This is a genomic window from Pseudomonas sp. 203-8, from assembly GCF_020708595.1.
In the GTDB taxonomy this organism is placed as follows: Bacteria; Pseudomonadota; Gammaproteobacteria; order Pseudomonadales; family Pseudomonadaceae; genus Pseudomonas; species Pseudomonas aeruginosa.
On the sequence record NZ_JAJFDF010000003.1, the window covers coordinates 1 to 18,373 of the forward strand.

At 65.1% G+C, this 18,373-nt stretch carries 16 protein-coding genes; 13 read left to right on the forward strand and 3 right to left on the reverse strand.

The window, feature by feature from the left end:
• From LJF27_RS06775 to LJF27_RS06795, 5 genes are all read left to right on the forward strand, one after another.
• The coding region (locus LJF27_RS06775; RefSeq protein ID WP_229601847.1) for a type VI secretion system Vgr family protein at window positions 1-1,655 on the forward strand (1,655 nt) is incomplete at its 5' end.
• Complete coding sequence (locus LJF27_RS06780) at window positions 1,652-3,358, forward strand: esterase/lipase family protein (protein WP_023116646.1); 1,707 nt, start codon at window positions 1,652-1,654, stop codon at window positions 3,356-3,358. The genes LJF27_RS06775 and LJF27_RS06780, both read left to right, overlap by 4 nt.
• On the forward strand, window positions 3,355-4,500 hold the full coding sequence (locus LJF27_RS06785) for a T6SS immunity protein Tli4 family protein (protein ID WP_031638432.1): 1,146 nt from the start codon (window positions 3,355-3,357) through the stop codon (window positions 4,498-4,500). The genes LJF27_RS06780 and LJF27_RS06785 overlap by 4 nt, the downstream gene beginning before the upstream one ends.
• A gap of 12 nt (window positions 4,501-4,512) precedes the next feature.
• Complete coding sequence (locus tag LJF27_RS06790; protein ID WP_003122926.1) at window positions 4,513-4,773, forward strand: PAAR domain-containing protein; 261 nt, start codon at window positions 4,513-4,515, stop codon at window positions 4,771-4,773.
• Window positions 4,774-5,456: 683 nt separating this feature from the next.
• Window positions 5,457-6,824 (forward strand): nucleobase:cation symporter-2 family protein, encoded by a 1,368-nt coding sequence (locus LJF27_RS06795; protein WP_003083208.1) that lies wholly within the window; start codon window positions 5,457-5,459, stop codon window positions 6,822-6,824.
• Window positions 6,825-6,915: 91 nt separating this feature from the next.
• Here LJF27_RS06795 and LJF27_RS06800 read toward each other — a convergent pair whose 3' ends face one another.
• Together LJF27_RS06800 and moaA are read right to left on the reverse strand one after the other, a co-directional pair.
• On the reverse strand, window positions 6,916-7,245 hold the full coding sequence (locus LJF27_RS06800) for a low molecular weight protein tyrosine phosphatase family protein (protein WP_003145009.1): 330 nt from the start codon (window positions 7,243-7,245) through the stop codon (window positions 6,916-6,918).
• 184 nt (window positions 7,246-7,429) lie between these two features.
• Complete coding sequence (gene moaA / locus LJF27_RS06805; protein ID WP_003118703.1) at window positions 7,430-8,425, reverse strand: GTP 3',8-cyclase MoaA; 996 nt, start codon at window positions 8,423-8,425, stop codon at window positions 7,430-7,432.
• 234 nt (window positions 8,426-8,659) lie between these two features.
• Between moaA and LJF27_RS06810 the strand changes: the two genes are divergently transcribed.
• On the forward strand, window positions 8,660-9,310 hold the full coding sequence (locus LJF27_RS06810) for a TetR/AcrR family transcriptional regulator (RefSeq protein WP_003087183.1): 651 nt from the start codon (window positions 8,660-8,662) through the stop codon (window positions 9,308-9,310).
• A 67-nt stretch (window positions 9,311-9,377) separates the two neighbouring features.
• Complete coding sequence (locus LJF27_RS30520) at window positions 9,378-9,641, forward strand: SDR family oxidoreductase (RefSeq protein ID WP_225063509.1); 264 nt, start codon at window positions 9,378-9,380, stop codon at window positions 9,639-9,641.
• 42 nt (window positions 9,642-9,683) lie between these two features.
• Here the strand turns inward: LJF27_RS30520 and LJF27_RS06815 are convergent, their stop codons facing one another.
• Window positions 9,684-10,115: a GlcG/HbpS family heme-binding protein gene (locus tag LJF27_RS06815; RefSeq protein ID WP_003083199.1), complete on the reverse strand. Its 432-nt coding sequence runs from the start codon at window positions 10,113-10,115 to the stop codon at window positions 9,684-9,686.
• A 328-nt stretch (window positions 10,116-10,443) separates the two neighbouring features.
• Here LJF27_RS06815 and gcl point away from each other — a divergent pair, with 328 nt between their 5' ends.
• From gcl to LJF27_RS06845, 6 genes are all read left to right on the forward strand, one after another.
• Window positions 10,444-12,219, forward strand: a complete 1,776-nt coding sequence (gcl, locus tag LJF27_RS06820) for a glyoxylate carboligase (RefSeq protein ID WP_003087182.1) — start codon at window positions 10,444-10,446, stop codon at window positions 12,217-12,219.
• Between the two features lie 95 nt (window positions 12,220-12,314).
• Window positions 12,315-13,097 (forward strand): hydroxypyruvate isomerase, encoded by a 783-nt coding sequence (gene hyi, locus LJF27_RS06825; protein WP_003105824.1) that lies wholly within the window; start codon window positions 12,315-12,317, stop codon window positions 13,095-13,097.
• Window positions 13,098-13,171: 74 nt separating this feature from the next.
• On the forward strand, window positions 13,172-14,062 hold the full coding sequence (locus tag LJF27_RS06830; RefSeq protein WP_003087180.1) for a 2-hydroxy-3-oxopropionate reductase: 891 nt from the start codon (window positions 13,172-13,174) through the stop codon (window positions 14,060-14,062).
• Between the two features lie 296 nt (window positions 14,063-14,358).
• A complete protein-coding gene (locus tag LJF27_RS06835) occupies window positions 14,359-15,624 on the forward strand; it encodes a glycerate kinase type-2 family protein (RefSeq protein WP_003145012.1) in 1,266 nt (421 codons plus the stop codon).
• A 1-nt stretch (window position 15,625) separates the two neighbouring features.
• Window positions 15,626-17,059 (forward strand): pyruvate kinase, encoded by a 1,434-nt coding sequence (pyk, locus tag LJF27_RS06840; protein ID WP_023116648.1) that lies wholly within the window; start codon window positions 15,626-15,628, stop codon window positions 17,057-17,059.
• A 366-nt stretch (window positions 17,060-17,425) separates the two neighbouring features.
• The gene (locus tag LJF27_RS06845; protein WP_003122928.1) at window positions 17,426-18,340 is read left to right on the forward strand and encodes an urea transporter; all 915 of its coding nucleotides are present in this window, start codon (window positions 17,426-17,428) and stop codon (window positions 18,338-18,340) included.
• Window positions 18,341-18,373 lie beyond the last annotated feature (33 nt).

An 18,373-nucleotide genomic window follows, 5' to 3' on the forward strand; every position in this document is an offset into this window, starting at 1 on the left:
ACGACCCGCGGCTGATCCCGGGCCACGCCTTTGCCCTGGAAGGTCATCCGCGTGCCGACTTCAACGCCTGGTGGCGGCCGGTGCGGGTGGTCCATCGCGGCACCCAGTATGCCGGCCAGGAGGAAGAATCCGCCGACGCCCCTCTGGGGGTGAGCTACGACCTGCGCGCCGAACTGGTACCCGAGGACGTCGAATGGCGTCCCGCACCGCTGCCTCGGCCACGTATCGATGGTCCGCAGATCGCGACGGTAGTCGGCCCGGCAGGGGAAGAGATCCATTGCGACGAGTGGGGACGGGTGAAAGTCCAGTTCCCCTGGGATCGCGAGGGACGTCACGATGAGTTCAGTACCTGCTGGATACGGGTCGCGCAGAACTGGGCGGGTGCCGACTGGGGACACATGGCGATCCCGCGGATTGGCCAGGAGGTGATCGTCGATTACCTGGACGGCGACTGCGACCAGCCGATCGTCACCGGGCGCACCTACCGGGCGACCAACCGACCACCCTACGCGCTGCCCGACCACAAGATCCTCAGCACCATCAAGAGCAAGGAGTACAAGGGCAGCCGGGCCAACGAGCTGCGCATCGACGACACCACGGCGCAGATCAGTGCGGCGCTGATGAGCGACCACGGTGCCAGCGCGCTGCACCTGGGCTACCTGACCCATCCTCGGCCCGAAGGCGGCAAGCCGCGCGGCGAGGGCTTCGAACTGCGCACCGACGAACATGGCGCGGTGCGTGCGGCCAAGGGGCTGCTGCTGAGCACCGAGGAGCAGCTCAGGGCCGGCGCCGGCCATCTCGACCGAGGCGTCGTGGTGCAGGTGCTGGAGGCGGCGCTGGAGCTGGCCCGCGAGCTGGGCGACTACGCCGGGGAGCACCAGGGCGTGGGGCACGACGCGGCGCCGCAGCAAACCCTCCAGGAAGCCGTGCGCGACCTCGGCCACGGTGCCAACGACGAGTCCGGCAAGAGCAACGGAGGCAAGCCGGCGATCGCCTTGAGCGGTCCGGCAGGGATCGCCGCGGCGACGCCGGCGAGCCTGACCCTGGCCGCCGGCGAGCACGTCGACAGCGTGGCCCGGCAGAACCAGCAGGTGACCGCCGGGCAGAAGGTGGTGATCAACGCCGGCAGCGACATCGGCCTGTTCGCCCAGGGCGGCGAGCTGCGCCAGATCACCCACCAGGGGCCGATGCTGCTGCAGGCGCAGAAGAACGACATCCGCCTGGAGGCCGAGCAGAGCGTGGAGGTCAGCGCCAGCCAGCAGCACGTGCTGGTCACCGCGAAGGAGCACATCACCCTGATGTGCGGCGGCGCCTACCTGACCCTCAAGGGCGGCAACATCGAGCTGGGCATGCCCGGCAACTTCGTGGTCAAGGCGGCGAAGCACAGTCATGTCGGTCCCGCTCATGCATCGACCAGCTTCAACGCCTGGGATTCGACACCGTTCGATGACCGGTATGTCCTGCGCGACGAAGCCACGCTGGAGCCGTTACCCAATATCGCCGTTGAAGTGATACGAGGCGATGGTGGTGTGGTGAAACTGATGACCGACAGCCAGGGCCGTTTACCCAAGCAACAACACCTGGCCATGGACCCGGTGCAGATACGCATCCTGGGCAAGGGCAGTCACAACAGCGACACGGAGTCCAACACATGAGCAGCGAACCGCTCGAGCCGAATCAGGATGTGATCATCCCTCGCTCTCGCGACAGTCTGGGACGGCCTGTCTACAAGGCGCAGTTGACCCGTACCGACAACCAGAGCGAAAAGGTGGCACTGGTTCGGCAGACCGCTCCCCTGCCGGTGATCTTCATTCCGGGGATCATGGGAACCAACCTGCGCAACAAGGCAGATAAAAGCGAGGTCTGGAGGCCGCCGAATGGTCTGTGGCCTCTGGGAGACTTCGCTGCCTCGTTTGGTGCGTTGTGGACTTGGGCCTGGAGGGGCCCAAAGGTCCGTCAAAAACTTCTGAGAGCCGAGAGAGTGGAAGTCGATGACCAAGGCACGATCGATGTCGGCCAGTCTGGCCTGGATGAAGACGCTGCCCGCCTACGCGGCTGGGGCAAGGTCATGCGCAGTGCGTACAACCCCGTCATGGGATTAATGGAGAGGCGACTGGATAACATCGTCAGCCGTAGGGAACTCCAGGCATGGTGGAATGACGAAGCCCTCTCTCCTCCTGCAGATCAGGGTGAGGAGCAGGGAAAGGTTGGGCCGATCGATGAAGAGGAATTGCTCAAGGCCAGCCGATACCAGTTCGACGTCTGGTGCGCCGGTTATAACTGGCTACAGTCCAACCGGCAGTCGGCGCTGGATGTACGCGACTACATCGAGAACACGGTGTTGCCTTTCTACCAGAAGGAGCATGGTCTCGATCCCGAGCAAATGAGTCGTATGAAAGTCATTCTGATCACCCACTCGATGGGAGGGCTGGTGGCGCGTGCCTTGACGCAGTTGCACGGCTATGAGCGCGTATTGGGGGTGGTGCATGGCGTGCAACCTGCGACGGGTTCCTCGACCATCTACCATCATATGCGTTGTGGCTATGAAGGTATCGCACAGGTCGTGCTGGGACGAAATGCCGGTGAAGTGACAGCCGTTGTCGCCAACTCGGCCGGCGCGCTGGAGTTGGCCCCTAGCGCCGAATACCGGGAAGGACGTCCCTGGCTGTTTCTGTGCGACGCGCAAGGCCAGGTACTCAAGGATATCGATGGAAAGCCTCGGGCTTATCCGCAGAACCAGAATCCTTATGAAGAGATATACAAGAGCTCTACGTGGTATGGATTGGTGCCTGAACAAAATGCACAATATCTAGATTTATCAAACACTGAAAATAAAAAGAAAAATCCTAGGGTAATTTTTGAGAAAAAAATTGATGCTATTGCTGACTTTCATAATGAATTGGCTACGGCGGGCTACCACGTAGAAACCTATATTCATTACGGTGCTGACGATAGCCGCCATAGTTGGCGTGATTTGATCTGGAAAGGTGACCCGACCCCTCTGGAAACCCCTGGCGCCACACTCAACGACGATGAGAACGGTACTTACAACAGTTGGTTCCGCCGGGGCTTGCCCACCATAGTGCAGGGTCCGCTGGAGGCGGGAAATCCACTGGACGCTTCCGGCAGCGGAGGTGACGAAACGGTACCGACCGACTCCGGCCAGGCCCCTGCCCTGGCAGGTGTCAAGGCCAGCTTTCGGCATGGCAGCAAGGGCAAGGGACAGGCCAATACCAAACGGGGCTATGAGCACCAGGACAGTTACAACGATGCTCGTGCCCAATGGGCAGCGCTATATGGGGTGATCAAAATCACCCAGTTGGCGGATTGGCATCCTAATGACAAAGGAGGGACATGATGCATCCCCGTCGGTTGCTTGCTGTACTTGGGTTGGTGGTCTTGTCCAGCATGACCAGTTGCACTTCGTTTTCTTCTTCTCGGAGCCCTTCCATGGACAAGACCGGATGGATCACTCATTGCTTTGGTCGCTTTCTGATTGACCTGCCGCCTGACGCGATAATTAACGCCGGATACTATCTATGGGGCGACAACATCCAACGGCTAGATGGCTCACCTGCTGAGCTAGCAGCCAGGATTGCCCATCGCGAGCAAGAGTTACGGAATGGCATTCATAAAAAAACAAAGGAGAGCATGTTTGTTCGGAGGGCGGAAGACAAGGCTGGAGCCATTAGCCTGTGGTCTTGGGATTCGAATGCTAGTTTGCTTTCTTATAGGGTTGACTCATATTTTGTGGCTCATCCCAAGGGAGAGGTTTTTCTATACTCAGGAGAAGTTACTCACGACAAAGAGAAGGAAGGGGAGGAAGTTATCAATGATATATCCCGAAGCCTTCGCTCTCGCGAGCCCAAAGAAGCTCCAACTGAGCCGGGCTTTTGCATTGATCATGCCTATATTGCAGGGGATAGTTTTCAAGATGAAGAGTTTGGTGTAGGTGTTACCTTTCCCAATCACCCTGGTGCGCGCTTTGAATTCCGCTCCTCCACGGGATCTGAGCTAAACAGCCTTCTTGAGCGAGTCGACGGCTTCGTGCAGAACATGCTCGCTACGGTTGCTGGAGTCGAGAGATTGAGAAAGGGGAAGCACCCTGTGGGGAGCCTTCCGGGAGAGGAGTACTTGGTTGCGGGAAGCAACAAGGGACAGCGCGCCTACACATTCATGTGGGAGGTTCAAGGCAAGGAGGAATCGCTAACCGAGCCCAATCTTACTGCGGGACTGGCGGTACTGGAACGCAGCAATGAAAACGGTAAACCACCGCCCCCTGCCTTCAAATCGGATAAAGAAGCATTGGAACTGTGGGACACCATTGTCGATTCGATTCGCGTGCGCCCGACTTCTTCATCACCGCGAGGTGGAAATGCCGGTCCTTCCCCTGCTCCGAAACCCGCTACGCCTGGCGGCCAAACGCTCGGTGATGACTATGTCTACGAGGAATTCCTCTCCAGCCTGAAGCCCAAAGACAGCTGGCTGGACGACCTATAGGAGCGACCCGCGATGGACATCATTCGCCTTGGCGACACCACCAGCCATGGAGGCACGGTGATTGAGGCGTTCGCCCAGACCGACCTCAACGGCAAGCCGATGGCCGGTGTAGGCCACCAAGTGGTTTGCCCCTTGTGCAAGGGAACCTTCCCCATTACCGAAGGTAGCGCCCTGCTGGATGTGAATGGGGTCCCGGTCGCGCTACATGGGATGAAAACAGCTTGTGGTGCCAGCCTGATTGCCAGTGGCCCGTTGGGCGCTGCCGAAAACTGAAAAAGGGGGACGTTCGATATGCCGAACGACTTCGGCGACCTCCTTCGTGCCTCTCCTATAGAACGCTCAGGAAAACTCCGCCGGCTTCTTGTCCAGCATGACCTGCCCAGAGCCTTGGCACCTTGGCCAGTCTGCCGTTGTGCACTCCAGCAAGCGCTGGCGGCATTCTCTTTGCTCGTTGAGCGTCTCCATTGCCGCCAGGATCTACTGGCGCTCAGATAGCCGGTTGCTCTCGCGCACGTCGCTGCTTGTAGTCGCCAATGCAAGCAGGCGTTCCGCAAAGACCCATGGCTGATCCCGGGCGACAGGGTTCAAGGCCTTGCTGCACCGGGCTTGTGCCCACTGAGGTAGGGGTCGCTGAAAACTCCCAGCGGCTAGAGCACGTCGGCTAATCCGACCAATGTCGTACACCGCCGGGCGTCCCGGGGGTAGCCGGCGCCAGTTCTATGGATACAGTGGAAGCAGCTCTGGAAAGCCTGTAGTAGACCGATTGGTCAACTACAAAAAATTACTTTGTATACAAAAAATCGATTGAATCGAGCACACAACGGGGATATAAAACACCCCACCGCATCGCCCTGAAGCCTGGGGTGGATGTTCGGCCAGAAATACCCGGCCGCCGGAACCTGCCTTTTCCGGTGTCCGCCTGCGACTGACAACAATAAAAACGCCTGAGGTGTTGCATGTCCGTGGTAACTGATCGCCGCATCCCCGACTCGCCCGTAGACCAGCGCCTGCCGCTGACGCAGCTGCTGCTGGTGGGCTTCCAGCATGTGCTGCTGATGTACGGTGGCGCCGTCGCCGTGCCTCTGATCGTCGGCCAGGCGGCCGGCCTCTCGCGCGAGGAAATCGCCTTCCTGATCAACGCCGACCTGCTGGTCGCCGGCATCGCCACCTTGGTCCAGTCGCTGGGCATCGGCCCGATGGGCATCCGCATGCCGGTGATGATGGGCGCCAGCTTCGCCGCCGTCGGCAGCATGGTGGCGATGGCCGGGATGCCCGGCGTGGGCATCACCGGGATCTTCGGCGCGACCATCGCCGCCGGTTTCTTCGGCATGCTCATCGCCCCCTTCATGTCGCGCATCGTGCGTTTCTTCCCACCGCTGGTGACCGGCACGGTGATCACCTCGATCGGCATGTGCCTGTTCCCGGTGGCGATCAACTGGGCCGGCGGCGGCAAGGGCGCGGAAGACTTCGGCTCCCTGCACTTCCTGTTCCTCTCCAGCCTGGTGCTCTGCACCATCCTCCTGATCAACCGCTTCATGCGCGGTTTCTGGGTCAACATCTCGGTGCTGATGGGCATGGGCCTGGGCTACGCGATCGCCGGCGGCATGGGCATGGTCGACCTCGGCGGTCTGGCCGAGCGCCCCTGGTTCGACATCGTCACCCCGCTGCACTTCGGTGCGCCGACCTTCGACCTGGCGCCGATCCTGTCGATGTGCCTGGTGGTAGTGATCATCTTCGTCGAGTCCACCGGCATGTTCCTCGCCCTGGGCAAGATCACCGGCCGCGAGATCACCCCGACCGAACTGCGCCGCGGCCTGCTCTGCGACGCCGGCGCCTCGTTCTTCGCCGGTTTCCTGAACACCTTCACCCATTCCTCGTTCGCCCAGAACATCGGCCTGGTGCAGATGACCGGGGTGCGCAGCCGCTACGTCACGGTGGCCGCCGCCGGTTTCCTGATCCTCCTCAGCATGCTGCCCAAGGCCGCCTTCCTGGTCGCCTCGATCCCGCCGGCGGTACTCGGCGGCGCCGGCATCGCCATGTTCGGCATGGTCGCCGCCAGCGGCATCCAGATCCTCCACGAGGCCAACATCACCGACCGCCGCAACCAGTTGCTGGTGGCGGTAAGCATCGGCATGGGCATGGTGCCGGTGGTGCGCCCGGACTTCTTCGCCCGCCTGCCGGTCTGGATGGAGCCGATCACCCATAGCGGCATCGCCATGACCGCGATCTGGGCGGTGGTGCTGAACCTGCTGTTCAACATCCTCAGCCGCAACGACCGCAGCCACTTGTGCGGCAGCCACGCGCCGGCGCCCAAGCACTCCTGACTCCCTGGCGGACCGGCGACACTCCCGGTCCGCCCTTCCCTCGGGCCGGACTTCGTCCGGCTTCTTTTTCTCCGCTCGCGGTCCGCACCACTCAGTCCCGCCGAAGGAAAGGCCCCGCCTTGCGCTCCAGCAGATGCAGCAATTCCGCCTGCATGTAGGCGTAGTCGTCCGGGATATCCAGGCAGACCAGGCGCTTGCCTTTCATCGCCGCGGCGTGCCGGCGCAGCAGCGCCTGCCGGTGGCGGCGCTCCATGACGACGACCAGCGTCGCCCACTCCAGTTGCTCCCGCTCCAGGGGCGTCTCGGCGTCCGCCGCCAGCCCGGCGGAATCGGTCTCGACGCCCGGCCAGTTGGCGAACAGCCGTTCGGCGCTGGGACTACGCAGGCGGTTGCGGCTGCAGATGAACAGGACCCGGTGCATGGGAGGCTTTCCTTTGCTGGCGCGGCAGGTAGCATGACTTCTTCGCCGCGTTTCGGCGTTGCGCCGCGTCGCTTTTCCCGGGACGGGGCAGCGAGCGGTGCGTGCCGGAACACGGTCACCCGGGTGGCATGGGGGAGGAAGCGGCGGATGGCGCCGTTGGTGCCATCATCCCAGGAGGATACCGTCAGCCGCCGGTCATGCTCATGAAACGCAGCACCTGGACCTGCTCCTGGGCGTCGAAGTGATGCCGCTCCGGCTTCAGGTTCAGCGCCGCCACCAGTGCCGCGCTCAGGCGCTCGCGGTCGCCGGGATGGCTGCGCAGCAGTTCGCGCAGGTCGAGCGCCCCCTCGTGGCCGAGGCAGAGCACCAGCTTGCCCTCGGCGGTGACGCGCACGCGGTTGCAGTCGCCGCAGAAATTATTGCTGTGAGGTGAGATGAAGCCGATCCGGCTGGGCTCGTCGCCGATCTGGTAATACCGCGACGGCCCGCCGCTGCGCGCCAGGCTCGGGGTCAGCGGCCAGCGGCGCTCGATGATCGCGCGGACTTCGTCGCTGGTGCAGAGGGTCAGTTCGCGACGGTGGCTGGTGATGCTGCCCAGCGGCATTTCCTCGATGAAACTGATGTCCAACTGGTTGGCCAGGGCGTACTCGACCAGGTTGAGGATCTCGTCGTCGTTGCGGCCCTTCTGTACCACGCAGTTCAGCTTGATCCGCTCGAAACCGGCTTCGCGCGCCGCCTGGATGCCGTCCAGCACCTGCTCCAGGCGATCGCTACGGGTGAAGGCGGCGAAGCGTTCGCGCTGCAGCGAGTCGAGGCTGACGTTGAGGCGGCGGACGCCGGCGGCCTTCAGCTCGGCGGCGCGCTCGCGCAGTTGCGAACCGTTGGTGGTGATCGCCAGGTCTTCCAGTTCCGCACGCTGCCCCAGGCGTGCCAGCAGGCCGGTGATGCCCTTGCGCACCAGCGGCTCGCCGCCGGTGATACGAATGCGCCGCACGCCGAGGCCGATGAAGGCGTCGGCCACCGCGTAAAGTTCCTCCAGGCTGAGGACCTGGTCGCGGGGAAGGAACTGCATGTCTTCGCTCATGCAGTAGGTGCAGCGGAAGTCGCAGCGATCCGTCACCGACAGGCGCAGGTAGGTGATGCGACGGCCGAAGGGATCGACCAGACGGGAATCGGACATAGTGACTCGTTCTGTTCCGGGGGCTCGCCCGGCGCTCGGTGGGTGAGTGCGAGCGGGCGACTCGATACCCCTAACGAATACTCCAAATACCGGAAAATGTATAGGGCAAATGAACCGGCGGGTCAGGATTTCCCGGGCCTCCGCCTCGCTCGCACCTTGCTTGAGGGGCGCTCCGGGCGGGTGCTACCATCCTCGGCTTCCTGCCGCCGTTGCAGCAATGAAGAACAAGGACTGATGACCAGCATCCGCGAGCGCAACAAGCGCCTGATCCTCCGCGCCGCCAGCGAGGAATTCGCCGACAAGGGCTTCGCGGCGACCAAGACCAGCGACATCGCCGCCCGCGCCGGCCTGCCCAAGCCCAACGTCTACTACTACTTCCAGTCCAAGGAAAACCTCTATCGCTGCGTGCTGGAAAGCATCGTCGAGCCGCTGCTGCAAGCGTCGGCACCGTTCCGCGTGGAAGACGACCCGCTGCTCGCCCTGCCCGCCTACATCCGCTCGAAGATCCGCATCTCCCGCGAGCTGCCGCATGCCTCCAAGGTCTTCGCCAGCGAGATCATGCACGGCGCGCCGCACCTGCCGAAGGAATACCTCGACGAACTGAACGCCCAGGCCCAGCGCAACGTCACCTGCCTGCAGACCTGGATCGACCGTGGCCAGCTCGCCCCGGTGGACCCGCATCACCTGCTCTTCGCCATCTGGGCGGCGACCCAGACCTATGCCGACTTCGATTGGCAGATTTCCATCGTCACCGGCAAGGAACAGCTCAGCGACGCCGACTACGACGCTGCGGTGGAAACCATCACCCGCCTGGTCCTGAAAGGCTGCACGCCCGACGGGCAATCCGGCAAGAGCGCCGGCCGGCTTCGGCCGCTGCCGCTCTGACCCGCCCCAGCGCCGGCTTCGCACCGAGCGGCGTGACGCGGTATTCGACCCGCGGCGGCAGCTCCGCATACACCTCGCCTGGACGCTATCGGCGGAGTTGCTCGAGCGCGGTATCCGGGTCAACGCCCTGAACCCGGGGCCGACCCGGACGCCAGCGCTGGACAAAGCCGCTACCGATGTCGAGGCCACCCAGGCGCTGAGGGAGAAGATTAGCCGGGACGCCTGGGGGAGCCGCTGGAGATCGCCAGTGCCGCGCTATTCCTGGCCTCGAACGAGCCCCGCTGCAGGTATGGCACGGAGAGCCTGGTGGATGGCGGCGTACGCCACCTGAAGAAGGGAGCGAAGGCCCGGTCCTGGTGAGCGGGCCGCAAGCTCAACCGGCGTCGGGCACCAGCCCGACCGCCAGCACGCCCTGGATCGCGCATTGCTCGTCGATATCCGAGGTATCGCCGCTGATACCGACCGCGCCGACCACCTCTGCCTTGTCGTTGCGAATCAGCACCCCGCCCGGCGCCGGAACCAGATTGCCATGGGCCAGGGTGTTCACCGCGGAAATGAACGAAGGCCGCTGCTGCGCATCCGCCGCCAGCAGCCGCGACGACTTGCCCAGGGCCACGGCGCCCCAGGCCTTGCCGATGGCGATCTGCGGTCGCAGCATGCTGGCGCCGTCCTCGCGCTGCAGCGCCACCAGGTGGCCGCCAGCATCGAGCACCGCGATGGTCAGGGGCGCGGTGGACAGCTCGCGCCCCACCGCCAGCGCCTGGCGGGTAATGCCCAGCGCGGTTTCCAGACTGATGGTGGTCATGGTCGTTCCTCTCGAGTTGTTAAGGCTAGAAATCGGGAAACCACCCGCTATGCGGGCGCGTTCGAAAATTTGTACCCAATCTAGTAGCCGACCGGCCCTACGAAAGCAACATTCCAGAACAATATGAACATAATTTTGTATACATTTTTTCAAACGCTGGTTTTATAAGCCTGCTAACAAGCATTACAACTAATTGTTTTTATTATGAAAAAATGGATTTCATCGGCTTTTTCAAGCGTATACAACCCATCTTGACCTTGCGCTCCCCCTCTGCCTAGAATCGCTCCAACTTTTGTACACAATTAGTATAAGAACGAGGAACAAAACGATGGCCAGAATGAGAGCAATCGAAGCCGCCGTACTGGTGATGCGCCGCGAAGGCGTGGATACCGCGTTCGGCGTCCCCGGTGCCGCGATCAACCCCATGTACGCCGCGCTGAAGAAGATCGGCGGCATCGACCATGTCCTGGCCCGTCACGTCGAAGGCGCCTCGCACATGGCCGAGGGCTACACCCGTACCAAGGCCGGCAACATCGGCGTCTGCATCGGCACCTCCGGCCCTGCCGGCACCGACATGATCACCGGCCTCTACTCCGCCTCCGCCGACTCCATCCCGATTCTCTGCATCACCGGCCAGGCACCGCGCGCCCGCCTGCACAAGGAAGACTTCCAGGCGGTCGACATCTCCAGCATCGCCGCGCCGGTGGCCAAGTGGGCGACCACCGTGCTGGAACCGGCCCAGGTCCCCTATGTATTCCAGAAGGCCTTCCAGCTGATGCGCAGCGACCGGCCCGGCCCGGTACTGATCGACCTGCCGTTCGACGTACAGATGGCCGAGATCGAGTTCGACATCGACGCCTACGAGCCCCTCCCGGTGAGCAAGCCGAAGGCCACCCGGGTCCAGGCCGAGAAGGTCCTGGCCATGCTCGACGAAGCCGAGCGCCCGCTGCTGGTGGCCGGCGGCGGCATCTTCAACGCCGACGCCGCCGAGCGCTTCCGCGAATTCGCCGAGCTGACCGGCATCCCGGTGATCCCGACCCTGATGGGCTGGGGCGTAATCCCCGACGACCACCCGCAGATGGCCGGCATGGTCGGCCTGCAGACCTCGCACCGCTACGGCAACGCCACCCTGCTGGAATCCGACCTGGTGCTCGGCATCGGCAACCGCTGGGCCAACCGCCACACCGGCAGCGTCGAGGTCTATACCGAAGGTCGCCGCTTCATCCATGTCGACATCGAACCGACCCAGATCGGCCGGGTGTTCATGCCCGACCTGGGCATCGTCTCCGACGCCGGCGCCGCCCTCGACGCATTCCTCGAAGTGGCCCGCGAATGGAAGGCCGCCGGCAAGCTGAAGTCGCGCGCCGCCTGGCTGGAAAGCTGCCAGCAGCGCAAACGCACGCTGCAGCGCAAGACCCACTTCGACAACGTGCCGGTGAAACCGCAGCGCGTCTACGAAGAGATGAACGAGTTCTTCGGCAAGGATGCCTGCTACGTCAGCACCATCGGCCTGTCGCAGATCGCCGGCGCACAGTTCCTCCATGTCTACCAACCGCGCCACTGGATCAACTGCGGCCAGGCCGGCCCGCTGGGCTGGACCATTCCCGCCGCGCTGGGGGTGGTCAAGGCCGACCCGAGCCGCCAGGTGGTGGCGCTCTCCGGCGACTACGACTTCCAGTTCATGATCGAGGAACTGGCGGTCGGCGCGCAGTTCAAGCTGCCCTATATCCACGTACTGGTGAACAACTCCTACCTGGGCCTGATCCGCCAGGCGCAGCGCGGCTTCGACATGGACTATTGCGTGCAGCTGGCCTTCGACAACATCAACGCCCCCGAGCTGGAAGGCTACGGCGTCGACCACGTCGCGGTGGTCGAGGGCCTGGGCTGCAAGGCGATCCGGGTGTTCGACCCGAACGAGATCGGCGCCGCCCTGGCCAAGGCCCGCGAACTGATGCAACAGCACCAGGTGCCGGTGGTGGTCGAGGTGATCCTGGAGCGCGTCACCAACATCTCCATGGGTACCGAGATCAACGCCATCAACGAGTTCGAGGAACTGGCCGAGAAAGGCGCCGACGCGCCGACCGCCATCTCGCTGCTCGACTGATCGCCGGCCTTTCCCGGAGGCGCGGACGGTGCGTGCGGCACCCCGCCCCCGGCGAAAGGCCTCCCGAACGTTTGACCGAACGATAGGAGCAAGACATGCCCCGTTTCTGCGCCAACCTGTCCATGCTGTTCACCGAGGTGGATTTCCTCGAACGCTTCGACGCCGCCGCCAAGGCCGGCTTCACCGGCGTCGAGTACCTCTTCCCCTATGACGTCGAGGCCGAGGCGATCAAGGCCCGCCTGGAAGCCAACAGCCTGGAGCAGGTGCTGTTCAACCTGCCGGCCGGCGACTGGGCCAAGGGCGAGCGCGGCATCGCCTGCCGCCCGGATCGGGTCCAGGAGTTCCGCGAGGGGGTCGACAAGGCCATCGCCTACGCCAGGGTGCTGGGCAACCGCCAGGTGAACTGCCTCGCCGGGATCCGGCCGCAGGGGCACGACTGCGCCAGCGTCGAGAAGACCTTCGTCGACAACCTGCGCTACGCCGCCGACAAGCTGGAAGCCGCAGGCATCCGCCTGGTCATGGAGATGATCAACACCCTCGACATCCCCGGCTTCTACCTGCAGAACACCCGCCAGGCCCTGGAGATCCGCGACAAGGTCGGCAGCGCCAACCTGTTCCTGCAATACGACATCTATCACATGCAGATCATGGAAGGCGACCTGGCCCGCACCCTGGAAAACCAGTTGGCGGCGATCAACCACGTGCAACTCGCCGACAACCCCGGCCGCCACGAACCGGGCACCGGCGAGATCAACTACCGCTTCCTCTTCGAGCACCTGGACCGCATCGGCTACCAGGGCTGGATCGGCTGCGAGTACAAGCCGGCCACCACCACCGAAGCCGGCCTCGGCTGGATGAAGACGCACAACGTCGTCTGATCCGCACCCACGAACAAGACGCTCCCGCCTCCCTGCGCGGAGCCACTCGACAGACAGAACCAGGAGACACTCTCATGGCCAAGATCGGATTCATCGGCACCGGAATCATGGGCAAGCCCATGGCGCAGAACCTGCAGAAGGCCGGCCACAGCCTGTTCCTTTCCACCCACCACGACGCCGCTCCGGCCGACCTGCTGGAGGCCGGCGCCATTGCCCTGGCCAACCCGAAGGAAGTGGCCCAGGAAGCCGAGTTCATCATCGTCATGGTGCCGGACACCCCGCAGGTCGAGGATGTGCTGTTCCGCAAGGACGGTATCGCCGAGGGCGTCGGCCCGAACAAGGTGGTGATCGACATGAGTTCGATCTCCCCCACCGCCACCAAGGGCTTCGCCGAGAAGATCAAGGCTACCGGCGCGCAGTACCTGGACGCCCCGGTCTCCGGCGGCGAGGTTGGCGCCAAGGCGGCGACCCTGAGCATCATGGTCGGCGGCTGCCCGAACACCTTCGAACGCGCCCTGCCGCTGTTCCAGGCGATGGGCAAGAACATCACCCGCGTCGGCGGCAACGGCGACGGCCAGACCGCCAAGGTGGCCAACCAGATCATCGTCGCGCTGAACATCCAGGCGGTCGCCGAGGCCCTGCTGTTCGCCGCCCGCAACGGCGCCGATCCGGCCAAGGTGCGCGAGGCGCTGATGGGTGGCTTCGCCTCCTCGCGGATCCTCGAGGTACACGGCGAACGCATGGTCAAGGGCACCTTCGACCCGGGCTTCCGCATCAGCCTGCACCAGAAGGACCTAAACCTGGCCCTGGCCGGCGCCCGCGAGCTGAACCTGAACCTGCCCAACACCGCCAACGCCCAGCAGGTGTTCAGCACCTGCGCGGCCATCGGCGGCAGTAACTGGGACCACTCGGCGCTGATCAAGGGCCTGGAGCACATGGCCAACTTCTCGATCCGCGACGAGTGATCCGCAGTCCGCGCGGGCCGTCACCCCGCGCGGAGCGACGAACCCCTTTTCGAAGGGCTCGGGGAGAGGAACGGTCGGCGAACTCCGGTGTTCGCCGCCGCCCTCTTCCTTCCCCGCCCACAAGGCGGGGTAAAGGAAGCGAACGCCCGGCCGGGAGATTCACGGCCTCTGCGTCCGGGCGCCTCGCTTCCATTCCCCAGTTCCCGCCGGCGCGGGTGCTGCGGAATGGAAGCGTCGACGACGCTGCGACCGCCGGTCCGACCGGCGGCACGACAACAAGAAATTCGGAGCCTGTCATGAGTACCGATCCACGCGCCTTTCTCACCGAGCTGTTCAATACCGCGGTGGCAGCCGGCCATCCCTACCAGGTGCTGGCCGACCACCTGCCGGAAGATCGCAGCGGGCGCGCCATCGTCATCGGTGCCGGCAAGGCCGCCGGAGCCATGGCCGAAGTGGTGGAGAAGCACTGGCAGGGCGAGATCCAGGGCCTGGTAGTGGCGCCTTACCGCTACGGCGCGCAATGCAGTCGCATCGAGGTGGTGGAAGCCTCCCATCCGGTGCCCGACGACGCCGGCGAGCGCGTCGCCCGTCGCGTGCTGGAACTGATCAGCGGCCTGAACGAGAGCGACCGGGTGATCTTCCTTCTCTCCGGCGGCGGCTCCGCACTGCTTTCGCTGCCTGCCGAAGGCATCGGCCTGGCGGACAAGCAGGCGGTGAACAAGGCGCTGCTCAAGTCCGGCGCCGCCATCGGCGAGATGAACTGCGTGCGCAAGCACCTCTCGGCGATCAAGGGCGGTCGCCTGGCCAAGGCCTGCTGGCCGGCCAGCGTCTATACCTACGCGATTTCCGACGTTCCCGGCGACGAGGCCACGGTGATCGCCTCCGGCCCCAGCGTCGGCGACCCGACCACCTCCGCCGACGCCCTGGCGATCCTCAAGCGCTACGCCATCGACGTGCCGCAGAACGTCCTCGACTGGCTCGCCGACCCGCGCTCGGAAACCGTCAAGCCCGACGACCCGTGCCTGGCGCGCAGCCACTTCCAGTTGATCGCCACGCCACAGAACGCCCTCGACGCAGCAGCGGTGAAGTGCCGCGCGGCCGGCTTCTCGACGCTGATCCTCGGCGACCTGGAGGGCGAGGCGCGGGAGGTCGCCAAGGTCCACGCCGGCATCGCCCGGCAGATCCGCAAGCACGGCCAGCCGCTGGCGGCGCCCTGCGTGATCCTCTCCGGCGGCGAGACCACCGTCACCGTGCGCGGCAACGGTCGCGGCGGACGCAACGCCGAGTTCCTCCTCAGCCTCACCGCCGAGCTAAAGGGCGAACCGAACATCTGGGCCCTGGCCGGCGACACCGACGGCATCGACGGCTCGGAAGACAACGCCGGCGCGTTGATGACGCCCTGCTCCCATGCGCGCGGCGAAAAGGCCGGGCTGAAGATCCGCGACGAGCTCGACGACAACAACGGCTACGGCTATTTCCAGGCCCTCGGCGACCTGCTGGTGACCGGACCGACCCGCACCAACGTGAACGACTTCCGCGCCATTCTCATCCTCGAGTCCTGACATGACAGCCGACAAGAAAGCCAAGATCCTCGCCACCCTCGGCCCGGCCACCCGCAGCCGCGACGATATCCGTGCCCTGGTGGAGGCCGGCGCCAACCTGTTCCGCCTGAACTTCAGCCACGGCGACTACTCCGATCACGCGCAGCGCTTCGCCTGGGTGCGCGAGGTGGAAGCGGAGCTGAACTACCCGATCGGCGTGCTCATGGACCTGCAGGGTCCGAAGCTGCGGGTCGGCCGCTTCGCCGCCGGTGCCGTGCAATTGCAGCGTGGGCAGACCTTCACCCTCGACCTCAGCGACGCCCCCGGCGACGAGCGGCGGGTCAACCTGCCGCATCCGGAGATCATCCATGCCCTGGAACCGGGCATGAGCCTGCTGCTGGACGACGGCAAGATCCGCCTGGAAGTGGTCAACTGCCACAGCGACGCCATCGAGACCCGCGTGGCGGTGGGTGGCGAGCTGTCCGATCGCAAGGGCGTCAACGTGCCGGAAGCGGTGCTGCAACTCAGCCCGCTGACCGACAAGGACCGCCGCGACCTGGCCTTCGGCCTGGAACTGGGGGTCGACTGGGTGGCGCTGTCCTTCGTGCAACGCCCGGAGGACATCGACGAGGCCCGTGGGCTGATCGGCGACAAGGCCTTCCTCATGGCCAAGATCGAGAAGCCCAGCGCGGTGAGCGCCATCGAGGCGATCGCCGAGCGCGCCGACGCGATCATGGTGGCGCGCGGCGACCTCGGCGTAGAGGTGCCGGCGGAGAGCGTGCCGGGCATCCAGAAACGCATCGTCCAGGTCTGCCGCCAGCTCGGCAAGCCGGTGGTGGTGGCCACCCAGATGCTCGAGTCGATGCGCTTCTCCCCCGCCCCGACCCGCGCCGAGGTGACCGACGTAGCCACCGCGGTGGGCGCCGGCGCCGACGCGGTGATGCTTTCGGCGGAAACCGCTTCCGGACAATACCCTCGCGAGGCGGTAGAGATGATGGCGAAGATCGTCCGCCAGGTGGAGGCCGAGCCGGACTACCACGTCCAGCTCGAGGTCAACCGTCCGCAGCCCGACGCTACCGTCTCCGATGCGATCAGCTGCGCGATCCGCCGGGTCAGCCGGATCCTCCCGGTGGCGGTGCTGGTGAACTACACCGAGTCGGGCAACTCGACCCTGCGCGCCGCCCGCGAGCGGCCCAAGGCGCCGATCCTCAGCCTGACCCCGAACCTGCGCACCGCGCGGCGACTGACCGTAGCCTGGGGCGTGTATTCGGTGGTCAACGAGCAACTGGCGCACGTCGACGAGATCTGCTCGACCGCCCTCGACATCGCCCTGGCCCAGCGCATGGCGCGCCGCGGCGACACCGTGGTGGTCACCGCCGGCGTGCCGTTCGGTCGCCCCGGCTCGACCAACATGCTGCGCATCGAGACCGTGGCGCCGCCGCTGGGAGATCTCTGAAGCAACGAGTTCGGTCCGGCTCGCGCCGTCCCCCCGGGCATGCGGGTCGGGCCACCCTTGTCTCTCTCGGATGGATGGGGCCGGAAATACGGGGCCGCGTCTCCATCCATCCGGGAAAGACCTTCTTGTCGGACCATGGCCTCCCTCGCGCACTCCCATGCAGGCCATGGACATTCAAGGCCTCCGGTTCAACTCCTGCCGGAGGTCTTTTTTTCTTCTTGGAACGCCCTGCATGCATGACCCTCGCCTGGCCTTCTCGTCCGGGGTGCGTCGCCTCCGCGCCAGACCCTACAATGACCGCCCCCGCCCCTCGCGCAGGCCTGGCATCTCCGTGCCTGCCGAGCGGCCCTTGCCGCACTGACCGCCATGCCCCTGCAATCTCTCCTCAATGCATCCCGAATCCTCCTGCGCGGCATCAGCCAGGTGTTCCTCCAGGGCGACCCACGCCTGGGCCTGGCCTGTCTGCTGGCGATCGCCGTCGGCGCGCCGCCGCTGCTCGCCGGCGCCCTCCTTGGCGGCGCCCTCGGCCCGTTGCTGGCGCGCCTGTTGCACTGCGCCGACAGCGACATCGAGGCCGGGCTGTACGGCTACAACGCCGTGCTGATCGGCATGCTGCTGGCATTCCGCTTCGCCTGGTCGCCGGGGCTGGTGTCGCTGGTAGCGCTCGGCTGCCTGGCCAGCGTGGCGTTGCAGCGCCTGTTCCTGCATGGGCTGCGCCGACGCCGCTGGCTTCCGCCCTATACCCTGGGCTTCGTCCTCAACGGCTGGTGGCTGGTGCCCCTCGGCGCCTGGCTAGGCCTGGCCCCGGCGACCCATGGCGGCTGCTTCAGCTGCGCCTGGAGCGGCACGGCGGAGCTGGCGGCGCTAGCGCAGGGGATCGGCGAGATCATCTTCCTCGGTGAACCGCTGGCAGGGCTGCTGGTCTGGCTCGGCCTGCTGCTGGTCTCGCGTCCCTCCGCCGCCTGGGCCCTCGCCGGCGCCGCGGCCAGCCTGCCGCTGGCCTGGCTGCTGGGCTACGACTGGGCGAGCGCGCTCGCCGGGTTCTACGGCCTGAACGCCGCCCTTGCCGGGCTGGCCCTGGCCTTGCGCTACCGCAGCGTCTGGCCGCCACTGCTCGGCATGGGCCTGGCGGTGGCGCTGCAACCGCTGTTCGGCCTGCTCGGCCTGCCGGCGCTGACCGCACCGTTCATCCTCGCCTGCCTGCTTTGCATCGGCGGCGAGCGCCTGTACCTGCGCCTGGCCGGCAGCCTCGGCGCGCGCCTCGGCCGGCGACGCTCCTGAGCGGGGGAACGCTGGCGCCGGCGGGCTAGTCTG